This window comes from Paraburkholderia sp. JHI2823 (assembly GCF_038900695.1).
GTDB lineage: Bacteria > Pseudomonadota > Gammaproteobacteria > Burkholderiales > Burkholderiaceae > Paraburkholderia > Paraburkholderia mimosarum.
On the sequence record NZ_JAYMRY010000042.1, the window covers coordinates 45,026 to 65,529 of the forward strand.

The 20,504-nt window shown below is 63.7% G+C and carries 18 protein-coding genes; 5 read left to right on the top strand and 13 right to left on the bottom strand.

Annotated features, from left to right (window positions below; genetic code table 11):
• Positions 1–2 precede the first annotated feature (2 nt).
• The 3 genes from VSR34_RS31105 (at position 3) to VSR34_RS31115 (ending at position 1,835) form a co-directional block, all read left to right on the top strand.
• Entirely contained in the window at positions 3–791 is a 789-nt protein-coding gene (locus VSR34_RS31105) for a helix-turn-helix domain-containing protein (protein WP_081716089.1), read from the top strand.
• A 250-nt stretch (positions 792–1,041) separates the two neighbouring features.
• Positions 1,042–1,437, top strand: coding sequence for a c-type cytochrome (locus VSR34_RS31110; RefSeq protein ID WP_238327942.1), 396 nt, complete (start codon positions 1,042–1,044; stop codon positions 1,435–1,437).
• A gap of 29 nt (positions 1,438–1,466) precedes the next feature.
• A complete protein-coding gene (locus VSR34_RS31115) occupies positions 1,467–1,835 on the top strand; it encodes a DUF3564 family protein (protein WP_051390985.1) in 369 nt (122 codons plus the stop codon).
• Between the two features lie 30 nt (positions 1,836–1,865).
• On the opposite strand, the gene VSR34_RS31120 is transcribed toward VSR34_RS31115, so the two are convergent.
• The 5 genes from VSR34_RS31120 to VSR34_RS31140 form a co-directional block, all read right to left on the bottom strand.
• Positions 1,866–2,216 carry a hypothetical protein gene (locus tag VSR34_RS31120; protein ID WP_051390984.1) on the bottom strand — a complete coding sequence of 117 codons (351 nt, stop codon included), beginning with the start codon at positions 2,214–2,216 and terminating at the stop codon, positions 1,866–1,868.
• 71 nt (positions 2,217–2,287) lie between these two features.
• Positions 2,288–2,527, bottom strand: coding sequence for a hypothetical protein (locus VSR34_RS31125; RefSeq protein ID WP_028213035.1), 240 nt, complete (start codon positions 2,525–2,527; stop codon positions 2,288–2,290).
• Between the two features lie 140 nt (positions 2,528–2,667).
• Positions 2,668–3,720: a universal stress protein gene (locus VSR34_RS31130; protein ID WP_342964418.1), complete on the bottom strand. Its 1,053-nt coding sequence runs from the start codon at positions 3,718–3,720 to the stop codon at positions 2,668–2,670.
• Positions 3,721–3,781: 61 nt separating this feature from the next.
• Complete coding sequence (locus tag VSR34_RS31135) at positions 3,782–4,615, bottom strand: universal stress protein (protein WP_081723324.1); 834 nt, start codon at positions 4,613–4,615, stop codon at positions 3,782–3,784.
• Between the two features lie 172 nt (positions 4,616–4,787).
• A complete protein-coding gene (locus VSR34_RS31140) occupies positions 4,788–5,222 on the bottom strand; it encodes an Hsp20/alpha crystallin family protein (RefSeq protein ID WP_028213032.1) in 435 nt (144 codons plus the stop codon).
• A gap of 254 nt (positions 5,223–5,476) precedes the next feature.
• Here VSR34_RS31140 and VSR34_RS31145 point away from each other — a divergent pair, with 254 nt between their 5' ends.
• Positions 5,477–6,316, top strand: coding sequence for a universal stress protein (locus VSR34_RS31145; protein ID WP_342964419.1), 840 nt, complete (start codon positions 5,477–5,479; stop codon positions 6,314–6,316).
• Positions 6,317–6,368: 52 nt separating this feature from the next.
• Complete coding sequence (locus VSR34_RS31150; protein WP_342964420.1) at positions 6,369–6,872, top strand: universal stress protein; 504 nt, start codon at positions 6,369–6,371, stop codon at positions 6,870–6,872.
• A gap of 236 nt (positions 6,873–7,108) precedes the next feature.
• Here the strand turns inward: VSR34_RS31150 and tssJ are convergent, their stop codons facing one another.
• From tssJ to VSR34_RS31190, 8 genes are all read right to left on the bottom strand, one after another.
• Positions 7,109–7,630: a type VI secretion system lipoprotein TssJ gene (gene tssJ, locus VSR34_RS31155; protein ID WP_028213029.1), complete on the bottom strand. Its 522-nt coding sequence runs from the start codon at positions 7,628–7,630 to the stop codon at positions 7,109–7,111.
• Complete coding sequence (gene tssF / locus VSR34_RS31160) at positions 7,630–9,492, bottom strand: type VI secretion system baseplate subunit TssF (protein ID WP_028213028.1); 1,863 nt, start codon at positions 9,490–9,492, stop codon at positions 7,630–7,632. Before tssF ends, tssJ begins: the two co-directional genes overlap by 1 nt.
• Positions 9,489–13,193 carry an ImcF-related family protein gene (locus VSR34_RS31165; protein ID WP_342964421.1) on the bottom strand — a complete coding sequence of 1,235 codons (3,705 nt, stop codon included), beginning with the start codon at positions 13,191–13,193 and terminating at the stop codon, positions 9,489–9,491. Before VSR34_RS31165 ends, tssF begins: the two co-directional genes overlap by 4 nt.
• Complete coding sequence (locus tag VSR34_RS31170) at positions 13,159–14,481, bottom strand: hypothetical protein (RefSeq protein ID WP_342964422.1); 1,323 nt, start codon at positions 14,479–14,481, stop codon at positions 13,159–13,161. The genes VSR34_RS31165 and VSR34_RS31170 overlap by 35 nt, the downstream gene beginning before the upstream one ends.
• Entirely contained in the window at positions 14,481–14,741 is a 261-nt protein-coding gene (locus VSR34_RS31175; protein WP_342964429.1) for a PAAR domain-containing protein, read from the bottom strand. Before VSR34_RS31175 ends, VSR34_RS31170 begins: the two co-directional genes overlap by 1 nt.
• Before the next feature lie 128 nt (positions 14,742–14,869).
• Entirely contained in the window at positions 14,870–15,625 is a 756-nt protein-coding gene (locus VSR34_RS31180; protein WP_342964423.1) for a hypothetical protein, read from the bottom strand.
• Positions 15,622–17,925: a hypothetical protein gene (locus VSR34_RS31185; RefSeq protein ID WP_342964424.1), complete on the bottom strand. Its 2,304-nt coding sequence runs from the start codon at positions 17,923–17,925 to the stop codon at positions 15,622–15,624. The genes VSR34_RS31180 and VSR34_RS31185 overlap by 4 nt, the downstream gene beginning before the upstream one ends.
• 6 nt (positions 17,926–17,931) lie before the next feature.
• Positions 17,932–20,304 carry a type VI secretion system tip protein VgrG gene (locus VSR34_RS31190; RefSeq protein ID WP_342964425.1) on the bottom strand — a complete coding sequence of 791 codons (2,373 nt, stop codon included), beginning with the start codon at positions 20,302–20,304 and terminating at the stop codon, positions 17,932–17,934.
• Positions 20,305–20,504: the final 200 nt, after the last annotated feature.

Sequence of the window (20,504 nt, forward strand, 5' to 3'; positions counted from 1 at the left end):
TCATGTATGCCGAGCCTGCCTGCGATTCCTCACTGTCCACGCCGTTCGCCGCGCGTTGGCCCATCGTGCCGGCGCAGCCCGACGTGCGCGAGGCCGCGCCGCGCAAGCCGGCTACGCGCTGTTCCACCTGCTCGCTGCGCGGTGTCTGCATGCCGCCGGACCTCACCTCGACCGAATTCGAGCAACTCGACACGGTGGTCCTCACCACGCGCAACGTGCACCGCGGCGAAACGCTCTTTCGTGCGCACGACGCATTCCAGAGCCTCTACGCCGTGCGCACCGGATCGTTCAAGACGGTGGTCATGCATCGGGACGGCCGGGAACAAGTCACGGGCTTCCAGATTCCGGGCGAGCCGCTCGGACTCGACGGCATCTGCTCGGGCACGCACAGCTGCGACGCCATCGCGCTCGAAGACAGCACGGTCTGCATCATGCCGTTCGGCCAGCTCGAATCGTTCTGCCGCGAGAGCCGGCGCATGCAGCGCCATCTCTACCAGCTCATGAGCGGCGAGATCGTGCGCGAATCCAGCCTGATGATGCTGCTCGGCACGATGACCGCCGAACAGCGCCTCGCCGCATTCCTGCTCGATCTCGCGGAGCGCTTCCAGGCGCGCGGCTACTCCGGCGCGCAATTCAACCTGAAGATGAGCCGGGAGGAGATTGGCTGCTTTCTTGGCATGAAGCTCGAAACCGTGAGCCGGATGTTCTCGCGCTTTCAGCGCGAAGGTCTCGTCGAACCGAACGGCAAGCAGATCCGCATCGTCGACGTGGAGGGGCTCGCTCGCGTGTGACGCGAAGCGTGACATGACAGGCGGCGCGGCGGCCGCTGACTGGTGTTGGCACCGCTAGCCTCGAAGTCGAGGCGCGTGTGTTTTTTTAGGCGCCCGGTACCCGGCGCCGTTCTTTTTTGAAGCATCCGCGCGTGAATGGCTGCGGATGGATGCTCCGCGATTGACACATATCAACGGCATAACGGGCGCCAATGACACCATGGATCTGGCCGGCAACCCGCACCCCGGCCGCACTGGAGGAGAACATTCGATGTCACACGCTCCCACTCCCGTCGCTTGCGCCCTGGCGATTCCGTCTTTTCATGACCGCGCACGCCCGCTCCTGCTCCACGCTGCGGTGGCATGCGCCCTCGCGCTGCAGGCTTTCGCCGCGCACGCGCAGGTTCCCGAACCTACAGGCCTCGTCGACCAGCAGCACTGCATGTTCTGCCACACGTCGGATGAGCCATTTCTCGCGCCGTCGTTTCATCAGATTGCCGAGCGCTACCGCGACAAGCCGAACGCCAGTACCATGCTCGAAGACAAGCTCAGGCACGGCGGCAAGGCGCACTGGGGCGACATGGCGATGCCCCTGCCGGCCGACCGCGGCGGACCGCTATCGGCCGAGGACGCGCATACGCTCGTTCAATGGGTACTGAGCCAGTAATTGCACAACGTGTTCAAAGGAGCACCTCCATGCGCGTCACCGTCCATCTCGACAGTTTCGACCAGCTCGATCCTTCCGCTTACGCGATCGTCTGGGTCGACACCGAAACGAAAAAATGGTCTCGCGAAGGCCATGCGGGCGTGAATCTGTCCGAATGGGGGCAGTGCCGCCCCTCGCCGGGCGGCACCACGCTGCTGGCCTGCGAGGACCAGCACGAAGTCTGCACACTCGAAGGCCTCGATCTCGCGACGGGCGAAGGCCCCTTCGAAGGCGAATGTGGCGGCGTGAGATTGAACCAGCGCCTGAACGCCGGGCTGCTCGAAGGTCGTTGGCACGTGCAATGTGTCGATGAGTGCGTGCCCGATCCCGAGGATGGGCTCTTCGCTGACGAAGCCTGATGGGGCTTCTTCCCTCAAGCGTGGTGTAGGTCAGTGATCGCGGCGCGCAGCATCGCTTCGGCTAGATGCGCCTGCGAATACCGCGGAACCGAGCTGGTGCTCGGCCGCGTCGAATGCCGCGCGAATGGCGGCCACGGGGTCGTCGTTCTCGCAATGGTCAAGCGGTGCGAGTTCCCGCGAAGTCGAAACGAGATCGAGACGAACGTCATACGCCGGCTGGCGGATTCCGGGCTGCAAGGGGTGCAGCCGCTCGATCGCGAGATGGCAAGCCGACAGCACGCCGCAGAACCGCTCGAGGCGCAGCAGTTGAACGGCGGCTTCCGCCTCGAGGGCAGACGAACCGGGGAAACCCAGATAAACGATTTGCATCCCGAGTCCCATCGCCGTGCCCCTTCAAGAATCCGCGGTGTGGCAGTCCGAAGGCGCGTTGCCGCCGTCTCGACTGCGATTGGCTACATTTCAAAAGCGTGACGGACCTTGAGGTCGATCCAGACCATGCCCTCGCGCAGCCCCTCGAGCACCGCCTCCCGCTCGCTCTCGAACACGCGATGATGCGCGAAGGCGTGGGAGAAACGTTGCGTTTGCGAGCCGTGCATGACGCGGACTTCGCAGCAAAAGCCGCCTTGCGGCGCCGGCGACGTGACGGCCTCGACACTCCAGGCTCCCGAATCGATATGGCCGTTGAGCGGCATGATGTCGTTCTCCTTCAATCGTGAGGGTCCCGTGAGCCTGGCCGCGTGCAGCACGGCGAACGACCGGACCTGCGTATGTGAAATCAGCGGAATCAGTGAATTCAGGATAAGGCTGGGCGGTCAACACCAATTGATGCACGTCAAGTCGAGCTATGCCGCTGCCGCACGGGGCGACGCGATATCGACGATTCGCATGGCGCAGCGCTCAGTGAAGGCACTGACGTTTCCGTGTGACGACTCGCCCCGTACGACTCGCGCGTCGCCGTTGGCTGATCGGCTGCGCGGTTCGCCGGCGCCGCGACGAGAACCGGACATCGCGCGTCGCGCAGGGCGCGCGACGCAACGCTGCCGGGCAGTGTCTGCGCCCGAATGCGGCGCCCCTGCAAACCGATGACGAGCATATCGGCGCCCCAGCCGCCCACCTCGCGCAGGATTGCACTCGCGATGTCGTCGAATTCGTCGTGCGTCGCGAGCGCCGCAAGCGAGACGCGGGCGCCGCATGACGCTACGAGCGATCTGGCGCGGGAGAGCGCGCTGGCGCGGCCGTCCTCGAACAGATGGCTGAGTTCCGGCCCTCCCACATGGAGCGTGCGCTCCACGACATGGATCACGCGCAACTCCACCTCCGCGGGCAGGCAGCGCACCGCGAGCTCGAGCGCGGCATAGGCACTTGCGCTTCCGTCGACGGCGATCAGCGCGCGAGCGAGAGGCGGCGCGTCCAGCGCGAGCAACTGCGACGGCACATACAGCAACGTGCGGCGCGTCGCATACGCGATTTCTTCCGGGTCGAGCCTGCATGCCCAGTGATGCCCGGGACGATGCGCGGCCAGCGCCACCAGATCGGCGTCGAAAGCGTCGGCGGCGCGCGCGATGGCGACGGGCGCCTTCGTGTGCAGCACCGCGAGGTCGAGCAACTGCACGTCCGGTTTGCACCCATCGAGCGCCAATGCGTCCGCGGCTTCGCGCAGGTCGAGTTCTGCCCGGCGGATCATCGCCGCGTGGGTAGCGGCGGAGTCAGGCAATCCCAGCTGCAGGGCGGGAAACAGGGCGGCCGGGTCGGCCGTGAGTTCGACGAGTCTGACCGGCGCCTCGCGACCCGCGAGGCGGCAGGCAAACGCCGCGAGCAAAGCCAGGCCGCGTCCGCCCTCGGCGGTGGCCATGAGGCGATGAAAGGGTTTCGACGGAAGTTCCATGAGCGTGTCCCGTGCAATCGAGCGAAGGTCGCCGTGGCGCCATGCGGCCTCGTTCGGGCCATCACGTCAGCATCGACGTCTTCGAAGCGAGCGGCACGAGGAGCAGCGGCAGCACCGTGCGCTGCGCGACGTCGGCCGCGACACTCCCATAGCGCCACCGCCCCCCTTCGTGTCCACCGCGCGTGCCGAGCACCAGCAGGTCCGCGCCCCATTGCAGCGCAGCCTGAACGATCGCGTGCGCCGTTGTCTCGCCATCGTGCCCGGCTTCGAGGATCGCAGCGTCGAAGTCCTCGGGATGCTGCGCGGCCGCCGGGTCGCACGCGAGATACCCCACCCGCACCGCCGTGCCCGGGGCAGCCAGCCTGGCCGCTTCCCGCACGGCGCAAGCGGACGCCGCGCTGCCATCGCTCGCCACGAAGACGCGCCGTGGCGGTGCCGGGCAGTGGCGGGCGGCGGGTGTGGGCAGCAAAAGCACCGGGCACTCCGTTTCGCCCGCGAGCGCGACCGGATTCGCCGGCGCCCCGATGATCAAGTCCGCCTTCCAGTCGCGTACCGCGCGGGCGAGCGCCTCGGTGCGCGCCGCGCTGTCCGGCCCGGCACCGAGGAATTTGCAGTCCGCTTCGATTCCGCGCAACGCGAGCAATTCGCGGGAGGCATCGAGCGTGGCGTCCAGCGTGATCCGATTGAAGAAATGCTGTGAGGCGCGCTTGTCCGCGTCCGCTTCGAGCGCGGCCGGAGCGAGCCCCGCGAGCCGCACGTGCGCGCCTCGTTCGGCCCAGCCCGCCACGCAATCGAGCAGCGCGGCAACGCGCTCCATGCCGGTAAAGAGGACAAAGAGACGGGAGTAAGGCGCAACGTGCTGGACCCTGGCGGCCGCCGTAATCGCTCGTTTCATTTTTTTGCCCCCCTTGATGCAACCGCCTTGCGTTGCGCCTCACGAACGCCGGCCTGCACGAGCGCCCAAAAAAGAAGGCGCCGAGCCGATGCCCCAGCGCCGTAGCGGCGCGCGCCGTGCTCTCGCGCACGGATCGACGCGTCCTCCTTCCCCTCCGTACGACCTCAGGCGCTCACTGGATCTGCAGACGCTTCTGCTCGGCGGGGGCTTTCTTCGGCAGCGTCAGCGAAAGCACGCCATCCTGATACTGCGCAATCGCGGCGCCCTCGTCGATATCGCTGGCGAGCGAGAACGTGCGCGCAAAGGAGCCGCTGTAACGTTCGCGGCGAATGACGCGGTCGCCTTCCTTCTGCTCTGTCTTGCGATCGACCTTCGCGTGGATCGAAACGACATTGCCGTCGATCTTCACGTCGATGTCTTTCTTGTCCACTCCCGGAAGTTCGGCCTTCACCGTATAGGCCTTGTCGTTCTCCGTGACGTCGAGCTTCATCGCCGAGAGTTCGCTCTCCTCGTTGGCGAGCATGCCGCGCATCGGCCGGAACAGCCCCTGGAAGAGGTCCGAAACGGGCTCCATGGAAAACGGGTCATAACGTGTCAGATTGCTCATTGCATTGCCTCCTTTAGGCGTTCGTGGCGCACGAACCCTGCGATGAGTCGCGCCGTATTCAATCTACGCAGGGACGGCGTTATCCGATTGATCTGGCTCAATGACTCCTTTTTCCGAAATCCGCGTTCGCCGAGGCCGATGCACAAGGAGATGCTTGACTCAAATCAAGCGTGACGCGCCCTGCGTTCTTAGACTCGAATCACCAATCCCCGCCCGATGGGGCGGTGCGACCACCCCGTTCGCTGGAGATCACGATGAGCTACAAGACCCTCCTCGTGCATGTGGACACGAGCGCGCGCGCAAACGCGCGACTGTCGCTTGCGCTAAGGCTGGCAGGCCGGTTCGGCGCGCATCTGGATGGACTGTTCGCGACGTTCGAGCCGCAGCCGCGCGACTTCTATGTGATGTCCGGCACTGCCGACTATTACGACACACATCGCAAGCTGCGCCGCGAACAGCGTGGCGCGATCGAGCGGCTCTTTCGTGCCGAACTGACGCGCGTGCAGATCGATGGCGCCTGGCTTGCCTCCGAGGGAGACCCTGTCACGACGGTCATGCTGCACAGCCGGACCGCCGATCTCGTGGTACTCGGGCAACCCGATCCGGACGATCCGGAGTCCTATATTGCCGAACACTTTCCGGAAACCGTCATCCTCGGCGCGGGCGGCCCTGTGCTGCTGATGCCGTACACAGGCACATTCGATTCGATCGGCGAACGCGTGCTCGTGGCCTGGAACGGCAGCCGCGAGGCCGCTCGCGCGGTTCACGACGCCATGCCTTTCATCGCGCGGGCGGCGCATGTGACCATCGTGGCCGCTTCCACGGCCTTTACGCCGGCCGAGTCGCAGGCGTCGTGCGCCGACCTCGCGGCCATGCTTGCGCGCCACGGCGCAACGACGGTCCACATCACGCGGTTCGAGCGCGACGCAGTCGAATCCATCGGCGATGCGTTGCTCAGTTATGCGGCCGATGGCGGTTACGACCTGCTGGTGATGGGCGCCTACGGTCATGCGCGCATTCAGGAGCTCGTATTGGGCGGCGCCACGCGCTCGATCCTTTCGACGATGACGCTGCCGGTGCTCATGTCTCATTGACGGACCGTCGCCCATCACCTTCATTTCCAGGCCGATCCAGGGAGGGCCTGCCATGTACTCGCGCATTCTGGTCGCACTCGATGGCAGCAAGACTGCCTCACACGCCCTCGACACCGCGATCAGACTCGCGCTCGATAACGGCGCGGAACTCCAGGCGCTCTATGTGATCGACCTGCCGGTCATCGCGTACGACGTGCCCGGCTACGATCCCTCGATCGTGCGGGCCGCGTATATCGAGGAAGGCCGCATCATTCTCGGCGATGCACAAGCACGGATGGCGCAGCAGGGCGTGAAAGGCACGTCGCGCCCGGTCGAAGTCGAACTCCCCGCGGAAGATGTGGCGCAATGCATCCAGCGCGTCGCCGCTGAATGGCCGGCCGATCTCATCGTCATGGGCACCCACGGCCGCCGCGGCGTGCGCCGCCTCGTGCTCGGCAGCGTCGCCGAGCGCGTGCTGCGGTGTGCGACCTGTCCCGTGCTGCTCGTGCCGGCGCGCGTGGTGCCAGGTGATGAGCACGAGGGGACCGCACCACACCATGCACGGGTTTCGGCGTGAACTGAGGTGCCCTCGGGAAATGGATTTTTGCGTGCGCCAAAACAGGGAGCCTGAGGCCGGAGCGCGGTGCGCCTCAAGCATCGTCGCCTTCGGGATGTCTCCCGCACCCGTCGTCCGGATCTGCTGGCACATGCGGTTCGCGTCGCTGGCCGTCCCTGACCCTGTGTCCGCCGCCGCAGCGTGCGTGCTCATCAGCGCGGGCTAAGCCACGGTCAGCATTTATTGATACGGAATCCTCATTTCTTACGGGCCTCCGCCTCGATTTCCAGTGTGCGGTCCATGGCCACAAGCCTCACCGGGTTGGTCTTCTTCCACTGCGATTTCGGCACCAGCACTGACCATTCTGCGTCGGTCGTACCGTGGAAGAATGCCGCGACACCGACGTAGTTCGCCGTGTCATCGATCGGCCCCGAGATCTTCAGCGTCTGCCCCGGGCCCAGCGTTACGTCCCGGCGCCACAGCGTCGCCGCCTTCAGCGCCTCGCTGCCCGCGAGCAGTTGCGCATAACTCGCCGTCGCGAAAGGCTTGTCATCGCTGAGCTGGTAGATACGCAGCACGACCGGCAGCGACGCGCCGCGCGCGTCCTGGTTGAGCGCGTCGCGCGCTGTGACGACAAGGTTCATCTCCTTGACCTTCGTCACGAATACCGCCTGCGCAGCCGCCACAGCGCCGTCCTTCGCCGACTGCCACATGCCGCATCCACTCACCGTCAGCGCAAGCAACACGCCAGGCGCATATCGCCGGATCCACGTTGTCATCAGAAGGGCGCTCCCGTGAAATCGGTGCGCGGATAGACCGTCTCCTGGCCGTCGAGGGTCAGTATCAACTGCATCGAACACTGCAGGCTCGCGTAGCGCCCGACGAAATAGCTCAGCACGTCGCCGAACAGTACGGCATCGCCCGGCCCGTCAAAACCGCCCGCGTCGAGGTCGACGTGGATGCGAATGACCCGCAGCATGATCCCGCGCAGCAGCACGTCGTCCGGCGAGAGATGCACTGCCCGGATCGCATCGATGCGCCGGGGGACCGCATCGTCCGCTGTCCAGTCATACAGTTCGAGTATCTCGCGCAAAACCGGCGCGGGCTCCTCCATGAACATGCGGTTGAATTCGTTCATGCCCCCGGTGGTGTAGTGGCCCAGCACGCGCCAGTCGTAGCCCGGGAAGTAGCGCGGCGGATACTGCGGCAGGCTCGGCGCCGTCAGGTTGCGCACCGAGGCGATGCCGGTAAAGCCCGACACCGTCCCGGTGATCGTCGCCTCGGTGAGCGCCAGGCGCGGCAGGCGTCCGTTGTTCGCGAGCGCGCGCATCGTCACATGGCGGTCGGGCTGCGGACGGTCCTCATCGTCCGGCGCATAGCGGTACGCCCCGGCCCACAACTGCCCCGCCAGCGTCACCCACAGTTCCCTGCCCAGCACGCCATAGCGCGTGGCGGTGTGGAAATAGCGCTCGGGCTTCTCGTAGTGCAGCAGCCAGCCGCGGTGCTTGAAACTCGTGAACGGGCGGTAGGCGTGCTGCGCGCTGCCCTCCGGGTCGGCGGCGGTCACCGTGAGCAGGTCGTAGGGTTCGACGTGCTCCGCCACGGCGGGCTGCACACGCACGCGGTGTTCCTTGTCATGCCAGTCGGCGGGCTTCAGCGGCAACGCATCGACCTCGAACAGGTTGATCACCGGCGTGCAGAACAGGCGAAAGCTCTCCTTCCCCACCGGCTGATCGCCAGGCATGCGCCCGTGCAGTTCGATCTCCAGGGTCAGGCTCGCCTCGCCCGCCGGTATCAGCGTGCTGTCGAAGCCGCACAGGTCGACGAAGTGGAACTTCTGCGGGAAGACAAAATACTCCAGCAGCGTCTGCTCGCGGTCGACCGATTCGTTGCGCTTCGGATCCATGATCGGCCACAGCCGCGTCGACGGGCCAAACCCGGCGGGCGTAAAGCGCACCCCCTCCAGCGGCTGCAGCGCGCCGTCACGCACCGAGGGCAGGCGCAGGCCGACCGACACGACCTGGCGCGTGAGCGCCGCGTACAGCGCGGCGGCGGCGGGCTGCTCGCCATGCAGGTACAGGCGGATGCGCGACAGGTCGACAGGCTCGCGCCGGTCGCCGGACCACAGGCCCAGCGCGAGGCGGATGACCGTGCACCCGTCGGCGCGCACCGCCAGCACGGCGTCCTCGACCGACAGCGGCAGCAGGTCGACGGCCTGCGTCGTGCGGAACGGGCACTGCACCCCGTCGGGACCAATCGGCGCCGAGCGCACCACGGCTCCAGCAGGAATCTGCGCGGTCGTCGTGGCGGTGGGGTTCAGCGGCCTGCACTCGATGACCGCCAGCGACGGGATCGGCCGCGCCATGTGTTCATAGAGATTGTCGAGCATCCCGTCGGTCAGCTCCGGCATCGCGTCGTCGAGCTTGTAGCGCAGCCGCGCCATCAGCAGCGCGAAGCCTTCGTTGACCGCGCGGACCTGTTCGTCCTCCTGACTATACTGCATGCCCAGGCGCCGCGCGGCGTCGGGCTGGTCGCGCGCGAACTCGCGACCGGCTTCGCGCAGGTAGCGCATTTCGGCGTCGAAATAGCGCAGGAACGGGTTTCCGCCCTCCTGCTGGAACGGTTTCCACGGTGCGGTCATGGCTGTAACTCCGGCGGCAGGGGTGGCAGGGACGGCAGTCCGGCTGGCGTGCCGGCACGGCCTGTCACGAAGATGCGATCCGGCATGCGAAAGCCGCGCAGCCTGAGCAGCTCCAGCGGCCCTGCGCCGATCTGCACACGCAGCAGGTAGCGCAATGGCGCCGCGGCATCGCTGCCTGTAACACCGCTTACGGCACCGTTTGCGGCGCTGTCTGCGGCACCCCCGGTCGCTTCGCCCGTCGTCCCGCTGGCGGCAACAGCGGCCTGCGCATCGCCGCCAGCCGCCCCGCCCGTCCAGACCAGCTCGTAGCGCGAGTCGTCGAGCGGTCTCACCTGAGCTTTCTCCAGCAGGCGCAGAAAGGCCCAGTCCCCGCTGCGGTCGAACGCGAGACGCAGTCCGCCGCTCAGCGTCTGCCAGTTCAACGACGCATGACCGTTCAGGCCATTTCCAGGCCATGCCAGCGACGACCACGTTTCGCGCTGGTTGAAGTAGACGATCTGCTGGCCGTCGATGGTCAGCTCCGTGCGCGTGACGCCAGGCGTCGGCTGCGGCATCAGCGCGAAGTGATGGCGCGCCTCGCCCTGCGCGTAGAGGTGCGCGCCCATCGGCCCGATCAGGTGCAGCATGGCGAGGAACTTCGGATCGAACTGCAGCGACTGCGGCGCGAGTTCGTTCGGCACCCATTCTTCACCCTGACGCTTGAGCACGCCAGAGAGTTCGACCGCGATGAAGCGGTTGATCATGCCCGTCTCGGGCCGCACGTAACGGCCAAAATCGGCAAGGGACGCGTCAGCGCCTGTCGGCGCGAACGGATAGCGCGAGGCGAACGACGACTGGAAGGGCGTCACCACGGCGGCCCGCCATGCATCGTTCAGGCTCGCGGCGGCGGGTTGCAGGACGGCCTGCCAGGCCGCATCGAGCGGCTGCACGAACAGGGTCTGCCCGAAGCCTGCCCACTGCGCGCCCAGGCTCGCGGCGGTCAGCGCAGCATCGTCGCGCGCCTGCGACAGATCCGAGAGCTTGCCCTGGAAGATCGCCTGCGCGAGCGAGCGCGCCATCGCCTGCGCGTCGGGGCTCGCCTGGATCTGCTGCAGCTTCAGGCGCACCGTCGTATCGGCGGTCAGCACGCGCGACAGGCTCACGCCACTGAACGCGGCGGCATTCACCGGATTGCCGCCGCCCGTCCTGCCGCCAGCCGGAGCCGCGCTGGCATCGCCCATCAACGCCAGCAGCGGGCCGAACGCGCGGTCCAGCGGATTGACCACGGGAGCCTGCATGGCATCGCCGTCACCGCCGCCCAGCAGCCCCTGCGCCTTGCGCACGAGCGTGTCGGTAAGCGCCTGCGAGGGACGGCCCGCCTCGCCCTGGTACTGCACCGACTTCATGACCGCCAGCAGCGGCGAGGTCTGCGCATCGGTCATGCGCGTGAGCTGGTCGATCACGCCAGAGAAGCTCGTCGCCGGGATCCACTGGAAGCTGTTCAGCAGCGTTGCCCAGGCCGCCGTGTAGTCGGTGAAATAGCGGTCGCGCAGGCGCCTGCCCAGATCGTCAGCGCTCTTCTTCCCGTCGACAGCAGCCTGCGCCGCCTGTGCCACATTCACCGAGCCCTCCACGGTGGTGGCATTGATCTGCGCGCCCGGCTGTTCGCCGGTCAATACCCAGTCGCCCTCGACATGCTGCCCCTTCACGGCATCATCGATGGCCTTGCTGATGACGCCCTCCCACGCAGCGCGCGTGAAGATGCCCGGCACCGTCTGCGTGGTCGTGAACAGGCCGTGCGCGTCCGCGCCAGCGAGCAGCGTGGCGAGCGACACATCGGCATACTTGCCACGCCCCTCGTCAAGCACGCGCTGGTACAGCACGTCGTCGCTTGCCGACAGGCCGATCTGGTTCACGAGCGTCGAGCGCATCTGCGTGACCAGCGGCTGCAAGGCGCTGATCCGCCAGCCCGGATGCGTCTTCAGGTGATCGGACCAGAAGCCCGCGAGCTGCTGCGAGGTGTCGAGCCATTCGCCCGCGCGCATGTCGGCGGGCGCGGGCCAGACCTCCAGCAGTTGTGTCTTGAGGAACGGTGCGTCGGTACGCGCCGGGCCGGCGAGCATCAGATAAGCCTTGAGGCGGTTGTACGCCTGCTGCTGCGCGTCGTGGCTCTGCTGCTCGTCGGCGCGCACCTGCGAGAGCTGGACAAGCTGTCCTTCGAGCGCCTGCACGACCGGCTGGCGCAGGTTGCGGGTGGCGACCGTCTGGTACGGTCGCCAGAGCGTGTCGAGCAGGTCATCGTTGCGCGAGAGTCCGCCGCGCAGGTACCACGGCGCACCGTGATCGCGGCGGTATTCGAGCGTGGCGATGGTATTCTGCAGGGCGAGTTGTGCGCGCAGCGCCTGCGGCGTGCCGGGCGTGGCCGAGAGCGCCTGGGTGGCGGTCATTTCGGCATCTTTGACGAGTGCCCGGTTGCCCAGCCCCGAGATCGCCATCAGGATGATCCAAACGATGGCAGCGATCACGACGAACCACGCAAGCACGTCGGGCCAGTACAACCCCGTGCGGCGACCCCGATAGTTTGGCATGGTGGCCGCGATCTGCTGCCACATCGGCAGCAGGGCGCGCGGCTGTTCGCGTGTCACTTCGGCTACCGGCACCGCCGTCGCGGCCCCGGCGTGTGTGTCGTCACCACCATTAGCCATCGGTACCGGGACGACAGTCGTCCCCGGAAAAACCGGCGCGAACAGGACACCCGCGAGCGGCGCACGCAGCCAGTTCGAGGCGGCGAGTGCACGCAGGTTTGCACCAATCCGTTCAGCGTGGTCGCTGATGTACTTCGAAACATCCATCAGCCAGGTCGCCTTCTCCCGCGTATAAAGGCGCACGCCGGCGTCCGCCGACCAGTGCTCGACCGTGGTCAGCAATTCTGGCGCTCTCGTGGCCGCCTCCTGCGCCTGCCTGCGCGACTCGTCCGGCATGAAGGCACCGACCGCGTCGAAGCGTTCGGAGGGGCTAGCCTTCGTCTCGACCGGATGCAGGAACGTGACGGGCGCCGCCCAGCCAAGCGCGGTGGCGATCATAGAGAGTTCGCGGGGTAGGCCCGTACCGGCTTCTACAGCGCGAGCCACATGCACGAGGCCGTCCACCGGGCGACGGCGGCACAACCGGCGGATCTGGCCGAGCCACTTTTCTTTCTCGATTCCGTCCGGGGCGGCGTGAACAAGGACGATTTCGCCAACGTGCATGACACCTGCCTGCTTGAGGCCGGGGGCCACCTGATCGACGCGCTCATCGGTGCCGTCGACCATCAGCCAGCGCAGACGGCTGCGCCAGAACCAGCCATGCGAGACACGCAGTTCCTCATACATGTGTTGCAACCGCGCGTCGCGCTTGAGCGGCTTCGCCGCCTTCGTACGGTCTCCGGTGTCACTGCGAAAGAGTCGAGCCGCGAAGCCGTAAGCGCTAGTCGCGAACAGGGCCAGGTGAACGACGACAACGACCGCGAAGGTTGACAGGATGACGATGATCGCTCTCAGCCGCGACTCGCCTGCGGTGACGCCAACCATGTCGCCGCGCAGCGATACGATGCCGATTGCGAGCAGCGCGACGACCAGCGCCGCGACCGGTAACCCCCAGATCGCCAGACGGCTCGATGGCGGGGATTCCTCCTTCGCGGTCGTGGACTCAAGCGAGTGCAGGGTAAGCCTGGGGTCGTTCATCGGTATTCCGGTTGTTATCTGTATCTGCTGTTGTGGGCGTTACGCGCAGGACTGCGGATTGCACGCCATCAATGATGAGTTGCGGGCCGTCTGCGGGGCCTGATTCGATGGCTGCCACGACGGACAGCCAGCCGTTTGCGTCACCGAAGTCGCCGACAATGCGGTCCGGCCGCCGCTGCGCCTCGTCTTTCACAATGGCGTCCATATGGGCCGCGCGCAGCGCCTTGTCGCATCCGTCTACCGGGCGGGTTATCCACGCGCGCACGAACGAGGTGAAGTCAGCCTTGCCCCACACCGCAGCATTCGCGAAGCCGTAGTCGACCTCGCCTGCGCGCCCTGCGACGGGCCGGTGCAGCAGCGCAGCGACCTTGACCGCTTCCGGCAGACGGAAGTACCCCGCCGTCAGGAGTACCGCGACACAACCCTCAGCGCTGCCTTCGGGCGGACCAGCTTCATGCCATGCAGTCGCCACGACGAGCAGCGGCCGTGCGTCCTTCGCGTCGAGCCATGCATCCGCGACCATCAGGCCGTCCACAGCGGCTACTGCCTGAACCGCAAGCGGCGGCAGGCCGGCGATGCGCAGGGCGTCGGTGACCATCGCCACGTCCGCCTGCTCCCGGCTCGAGGCGCTCAGTACGCGCACCTGCGGCCACCATTGCCGCTCGTAGCACGTGAGTGCGTACAGGCTCGCCCCCAGTGGCTCCAGCGCTTGGGCAATCTTGAGCGTCAGCAGTGAAACCTGCTTCGTCTCCTGTTCCACCTTGACGCTCTTTTCGCCAACCTCGGGACCGACCGTTGCGGGTTCGTCAACCATCCAGTCCGCTTCCTTGAAGCGGCAATGCAATACGAGCTTCGCTCCGGTGCGCGGTATCTGCGCAGCGGCCATGCGTTTGCCGGCGGCGATCGCACCGGCAAGGGCATGTTCGCTTTGTTCACCAACCGGCATGCAGTAGCCAACGCCGAGCACCTGGAGAGGCTTCTGCGCCGTTCGCAGCCGCGTTGCCAGCCAGCGGCTACGATGATGGTTGCGCCAGTGCGCCCGATACCAGAGACCCTCGTAACCCGCCCGCTCGATACCAAGCAGGATCAGGAACGCACCGTTAGGAGCACAAACAAAGCAGAACCAGAACCATCCTCCGCTTGCGGGTTGCCCCTTTGGCCACAGCAGCATGGCAATGGCGACACCAAAGACGTTGCAGGCAACCCAGATGCAGAACCACCACGGCCAAAACTGGGGGCGGCGCGGATAGGCGCTCGGCCGTCCGGCGGGAGAAAGATCGACCGGCATTACTCGATATTGAAGTTCATCAGCGACGAGAGCAGACGGCATGCGCACGCGCAGCGGTAGTGATGGAAGGCAACCCACTTGCCATCGCGATCCGGGAACTTCTCGTAGCCTTCGTCGATGACGGTCGGCCCGTGCTCGTCACAAATGGCCTCATCGCCCTTACGAGCGAGCGGGCGCCCCATGACTACGAACCATTCAGAGCCGCCAGTCACTTCGCCGCCGTTTTCCAGTTTGTCGCCTTTGCGGATGGGAGATTTCATCATTGCACCTGTACTGCGGTTTTTTTCAATCGTGACCAGAAGAAAGATGTTATTTTGCGTGAGGGACGATTTGGTTGATTTAAATTATCAATTCAAAGACTGCAAAATCAGACTCATCCCCGCATCTTTCACCTCAACTTAGGCGCTACAGGATATCTTTTCGCGAGTGCCTTTCGAATCGACTCAGCGTCCTTATATTGTGCATGTGTAGAGTGACCATCGCGAAAGCCACATTCACATTGATCCACAAAGGGTGCGCTAGCATCGCTCTGCAATCCCACGAAAACAGCACCCTTTTGAGCGCTTCCAGTTAACTTATAAATGTAACCATCGAAATATTCACCGCCGTAATCGTAGTGATTTAGCGGCGTTCGCACGAGAATGACGACCTCCTTATCTTTTGGATCATGATCTGCGTTCGCAAAAAAGACACTAGCAATTTCTGGAACACCATCATCTTTCAGGTAGCGATCAAATAATTCATCGTGCCAAATATGGTTTCCGTCTGAAAAGAGTAAATGCGCATCCAATATGTAAGGCCTGTTATCTTTCGTATAACCCGGCACATCGGACGTGTTCATCACAAAGTAAATGTATGCTCCTTGCATCGCAGGTCCGGCATCAATGATCGGTGGCTGCAATTTGTGACCCTCATCGGTGCGAGCACTTACCGCCGCCTGAACCGCAGCAGGAATGTCTGCCGCATAGGTCTGCTGGAAAATCAACAGAAAAAACGACGCCAACAATAAATGAAATGTAGAAGTCCACCGAATATTCATAACAACCGAGCCTCTGATAAGTTCAACCGAGATATTTCTCAACCGAGAAAAAACCGAGGATGCCATCTGAAGACGTTGCATTTTTTGGACGGTAAAGCAGATCACGCGCCTTCCTCCGTCTGACGTTCCAATGTGCTATCCGTTGGCATTCTTAGCGTATCGCCAAGAATGAAATAGGTGTAACGAAAGAACTGCTGCCGCGCCGGCAATCCGCCAGCACCGCCGACCAAACGGAAACAATTCCGGACATCGGTATCGGATGCGCCGCGGTCAGCTTTTGTATCGATCCGAGTCTTGGCCCAGAAGTAGCCAGCGGAATCGGCAGCCGTCTCTGCGTCGGATTGCAGCAGCGTGGGGTTAGGGTCCGTCGTATAGTCCTTGGCGCGGTACTTGCCATATTCGCTATACCCGATTCGCCATGTGAGGTGAATCAAACCGCGACCGCAGAAGCGACGACCGTCACCCGACTGCACATTCCCACCAGCCACGGCTTTCGCGTGAACCTCACCGGGACGCTGAGCTATGTATGTAGCGCGATCACGGTTCTTCAGAAAACCAAGATTCTTAAGCCAATTGTATTTGTTGTCGAAATCATAAGCGGCATCACTCGCGGTATAGTTCTCATACATTTTCCGGAAGTAATCTGCATTTCCATTTTCTCTTGTCGAGCATAAAGCTCCAGTCTCCTTGAAAACCTGCCCCAAAAAGTGGGCTTTCCGAAGGCCATTGTTAAATCCGTACTTTAGAAACATATGATTGAGCGCTAGCCACATGCGCTTCGGCGATTGCCCCCTGGAATCGTCGTTGCCATCAACAAATCGCTTCTTGCTTTCGACCCAGGATATGTGACCGCCAGCTTCAGATATCGATTTACGAGGTAGCAATTGAATCTGCTCCTGAAGGCTTAACCAGACACACTTCCTGAAATGGCGAATAAACGCGAGGGGATGGAAGAACCAGAGCTTCTGTCCGGCAGGCAACCCTGTCGTGTCCCAGAACTGGATCTCCTTGAGGTACTTGAGGAACTTGTTGTAACCATCGTCGTCGCCGTGATAGAAACCACCCTCATCAAGTAGTTTCGCATAACGTGTCTCGTTGTTCGCGCTATCCCATTCGCTGGGCGCGTTGCAGATAAACCCGCGCAACGCCTGGCGTACTGCGTCATGACCTTTGACGTAGCTCGAAAGCACGTCCGCCTTCTGAATTTCTGTCGTTTTGACTACGGCCGTGGGCTGCTCACTGTCTGCAGCGTCCTTTACGATTTTCTTGAGCGCGTCAACATCGCACAATCCGTCGCTGTCGAAGGGTGTATTGCCATCGCTGATCTTCTGCCAGCCCATGAACGATGGGCAATCCGCGTCGGACAGCTTCTTGATCTCTGCCTTGCTGATATCGATATACCCCTGCTTCCCAGCGGCGTAGGTTACCTTTACCCACGTCGGCTGCGTTGTATTCGAAGACAGGATACGTCCGAAACGCAACATCTCGTACCCGTCGCTCGGGCACGTGGCATAAAGCGCATCCGCGCGATGATAGAGATCGTATTCGTAGTTCCTTTCTTCGACGGGATCGGGTGTCAGCAGCGTGCGCGAACCGTCCGCGGCGACACTCCAGACGTTCGTGTACTTCGCTCCCTTGCTGAAGTAGGTTTCGACGATGAGCGGGAGTGCGTTCGTGTCAGTCCGCCGTGGCTCGAATGCAATGCCGTGCAGCTTGTTGTGTTCGTCAGTTCCCGGCGGCAACGCAAAGAACTGCTGCTCGGCAGGAATCATGTAGTAGGTATGGCCCCAGCAGTCCGAAGTCGTTGGTGTGCTCGGCGCGGCATTGCCGAGTTGCGTATGCCCGAAATACGCATTGAAATCATCCGGCAGCATAAAGACTTCGAAATGCATGTACGTGACGCCTTGGTAGCGCCCGACATAGCCCAGGGTGTCCTTGCGGAGGACCTTCTGGCCATTCCCCTTTGCCGCAGGGGTTACCTGACCTTCGGCATCTGCGCCGGACGGCTTCTGCAGGAAGTCGGCCAGGCCCGTGTCGTCGAACCCGAAGGTATGGTATTCGGCGAGTGGCAACAGGTGCATGTAGAGCGAATAGAACGTCATCGTGCGACCGTCGCCCGTTTCGGTCGAATGCTTCAGCAGGACGAAGCCCGCGTTGCCGTTCCCGGAATCCATTGCATGCTGGCAGACACGATATGCGACGACCTCGCCGTCCGCGATGGCATAGACAGGGCCATGGTCGCTGGGCGCGAGATGCACGCCGCAATGCCAGTGCCGGTCGTATGCGATCGGGTAGATGCCGTGCGCGAGTTCGAACTTGTCGACGGCATCCATCATGGGGTCCGGCTTCGACCCATCGGTAGATGTAAGGCCGGATTCAGGCAAAAGGGGAGGGCTGATGATCATGGCGTATCAGTTCGTATGCGGGGGGCGATCGTTGAGCTTCAGGTCGCTTTTCGGCAGGATGGGCAGTTGGGCCGGCACGTTGTCGGGACCGACGAAGGTGAACGAGCCTGCCTTGATAGTGAATGCACCGGGGCAGTGGAAGGTCACGTTGCCGTTCTCGATCACGAGCGCGCCCCCGCCGCTGTTGAGCGTGATTTTCGACTTCGCCGACACCTGCACATCCGCGCTCTCGCTCGCAACACGCAACTGCTTTTGCGCGAACAGGTCCATCCCATCGGTCAGCGCCGAGGCCGTGAACTTGCCCTTCGCGGCGGTGAGATTGATACCGAGCTTGTGCGCACACAGCGAGATCATGTCACCCACCGCCATACGCAGGCGCTTCGCAATACTCACGTCCAGGTCCTTGCCCGCGGTCACGATCACGCTCTCGCCGGCCGATTGCTGCACCGATTTCGGCGTCACGAACGCCATACCGCCCGGGGCGCTCGCGAGCAGCCCCGCGTCACGAAGCTGGTTCAGCCCGTCGAGCAGCGCCGACTGCGTGGCGCGGTCGGCAGGATCGGCCCCGGCCTGCGTAGTCGCCGCCGCGAGGTCCGTCACCCGCTGCAGCGCCGCCTTGAGCTGCGCGACGGCGGCCGGCATCTCGAGGTGCGGGGTGTCCGGCCCGGCTGCCGCGTCCGCCGTGAAGAACAGGCCCTTCGCTGCGCGAAGCGTGCCCCACGATTTCGTGGTCGCTTCAAATCCCTCACCGCGAGCGAGCTTTTTACCGTTGAGCAGATAGCCCTGGTTGAAGGCCGTCTGGCTGTATACTGTCGCGAGACGCGCGCTCTCCTTGCCTTGGAGATCGTTAAAAACGACCTCGGCACCCAACAGCGGAGAGCGCCATATTGCGAAGCTAAAGAGCGCATCCGAGCCCCGAACCGGATCGCGGTGGGCATTGTCGTGCAGGGCTCCGCTGATGTGCATACGATCCACGTCCGCATGCGCCGCCTCCAGCAGCACCTCGGTGGCCGGCAACAGCGGCGCGTGCAAACCGCCCTGATCCGATGACGACACACGCACCAGGCGCAGCTTCAGCAGTTGCCGGTCGGTGTTGCCCGCGCCCTGCAGGAACTTTGGCAAAACGGGATAACGACCGTACTCATCCATACACCCGTAAGGCGTCGAATCAAAGGTTGTCACAACGCCTACGATGGGGCCTTTCAGAAAACGCCAGTCCCGCTCGTAGTCAAATTTGGGCCGGTAAGTCAGATGCGCGGGCATCGCCTTGAAGCGGGCGTGTGCCGGTTTCGTGCGACTGCCCTTCATGACCATCGACGTGATCACGAACCCGTACTCGGCGCGCGGCACCTTCACATTGGTCGTTTTCACCACGACGCCCGGCGCAATGCCCATCGCGTTCGTCGTGCCCGAGAGCGTCACCTGCCGCGCGATCTGTTCGTCGCGCCGCATCTGTGTGAGTGCTTCGCCCTGCTGCTGCGTCAGGTGGAACTCCGCGCTGCGGCTGACCTGCCCGAATACCGAGCGGTCGCCGGCTTCACTGGAGACATTTACCGTCGCCCGTAGCGGGTCTTCCGGCGTGCGGTAGTTGCGCTCATACAGTTCAATCGTGGCGGGCACGAGGGTACGCGCGTCATTGAGCGACAGCACCGCCTCGTGGCACCCGGCCGAGAGGCCCGAATCCTGGATGAGCGGAACCTCGACCGAACGGATATAGGCGCGCGGATTGTTGGCAAAGACAATCGTATCGAGCTGGCCATTCTTGCCGCGCCCCTGCTTGTAAAACCAGAAAACGCCCTTGCGGCGGCAGTGCCGGGTGATGAAGTTCCATAAAGACTCCTCATACATCACCACCTGTTCCATCTTCTCCAGCAGCCCTTCGATCTGGAATTCCACGTCTACGGCGTCGAAGTTTTTGCGGTCCACCAGCGCCTGCCTGATCATCTCCTGCAGCGTCACGTCCTTGAAGGTATCGGACTTGATGATCCGCTTGCAAAGGGCAGCGAAGCGCGGCTCGATGCGCAGCCGGTAGGTGGCTTCGTCACGGCTTACGCCGATACGCTCCATGCGCGTGATCACGCCGTTGAAGGTGGCGGCTTCATGATCGACGGGTTCGATATAGCTGACCGAGGGCACGGCCACGCGCTCGTCGACCTGCAGCCCGGCGCGCCGTCCGACGTACTGCTTGCCGTCGAGATCGAGCTGCGGCGAGGTTACCGTCACATCCGCCGTATAGTCCTTGCACAATCCCCCGCGCACCCGGAACTTCGCCACGTCGAAGTCGTGTTCGAGAATCCCGACCCAGACGCGTAGACGCTGGGTCAGTCGCGCGCTCGGGTGGCGCAGCGCGTCGGTGAAGCTTTTGGTCACTGCATTCATTTACGCGCTTTCCTTCTCTGGTTGAAAGGAGTGAAGCACAACTGCTGCGTCTGCAGACATCGACCAAAAAAATCTAGCAGGCTGCTGAAGTACCGGCGGCCACGTCATCGCGGAAGACCAATGAAGCGTTGATAGAAGGCCCCCACTTGCCCCCGAAGATCATGCGCGGCGCCGACACATTCACCGAGAGTTTATTTTCC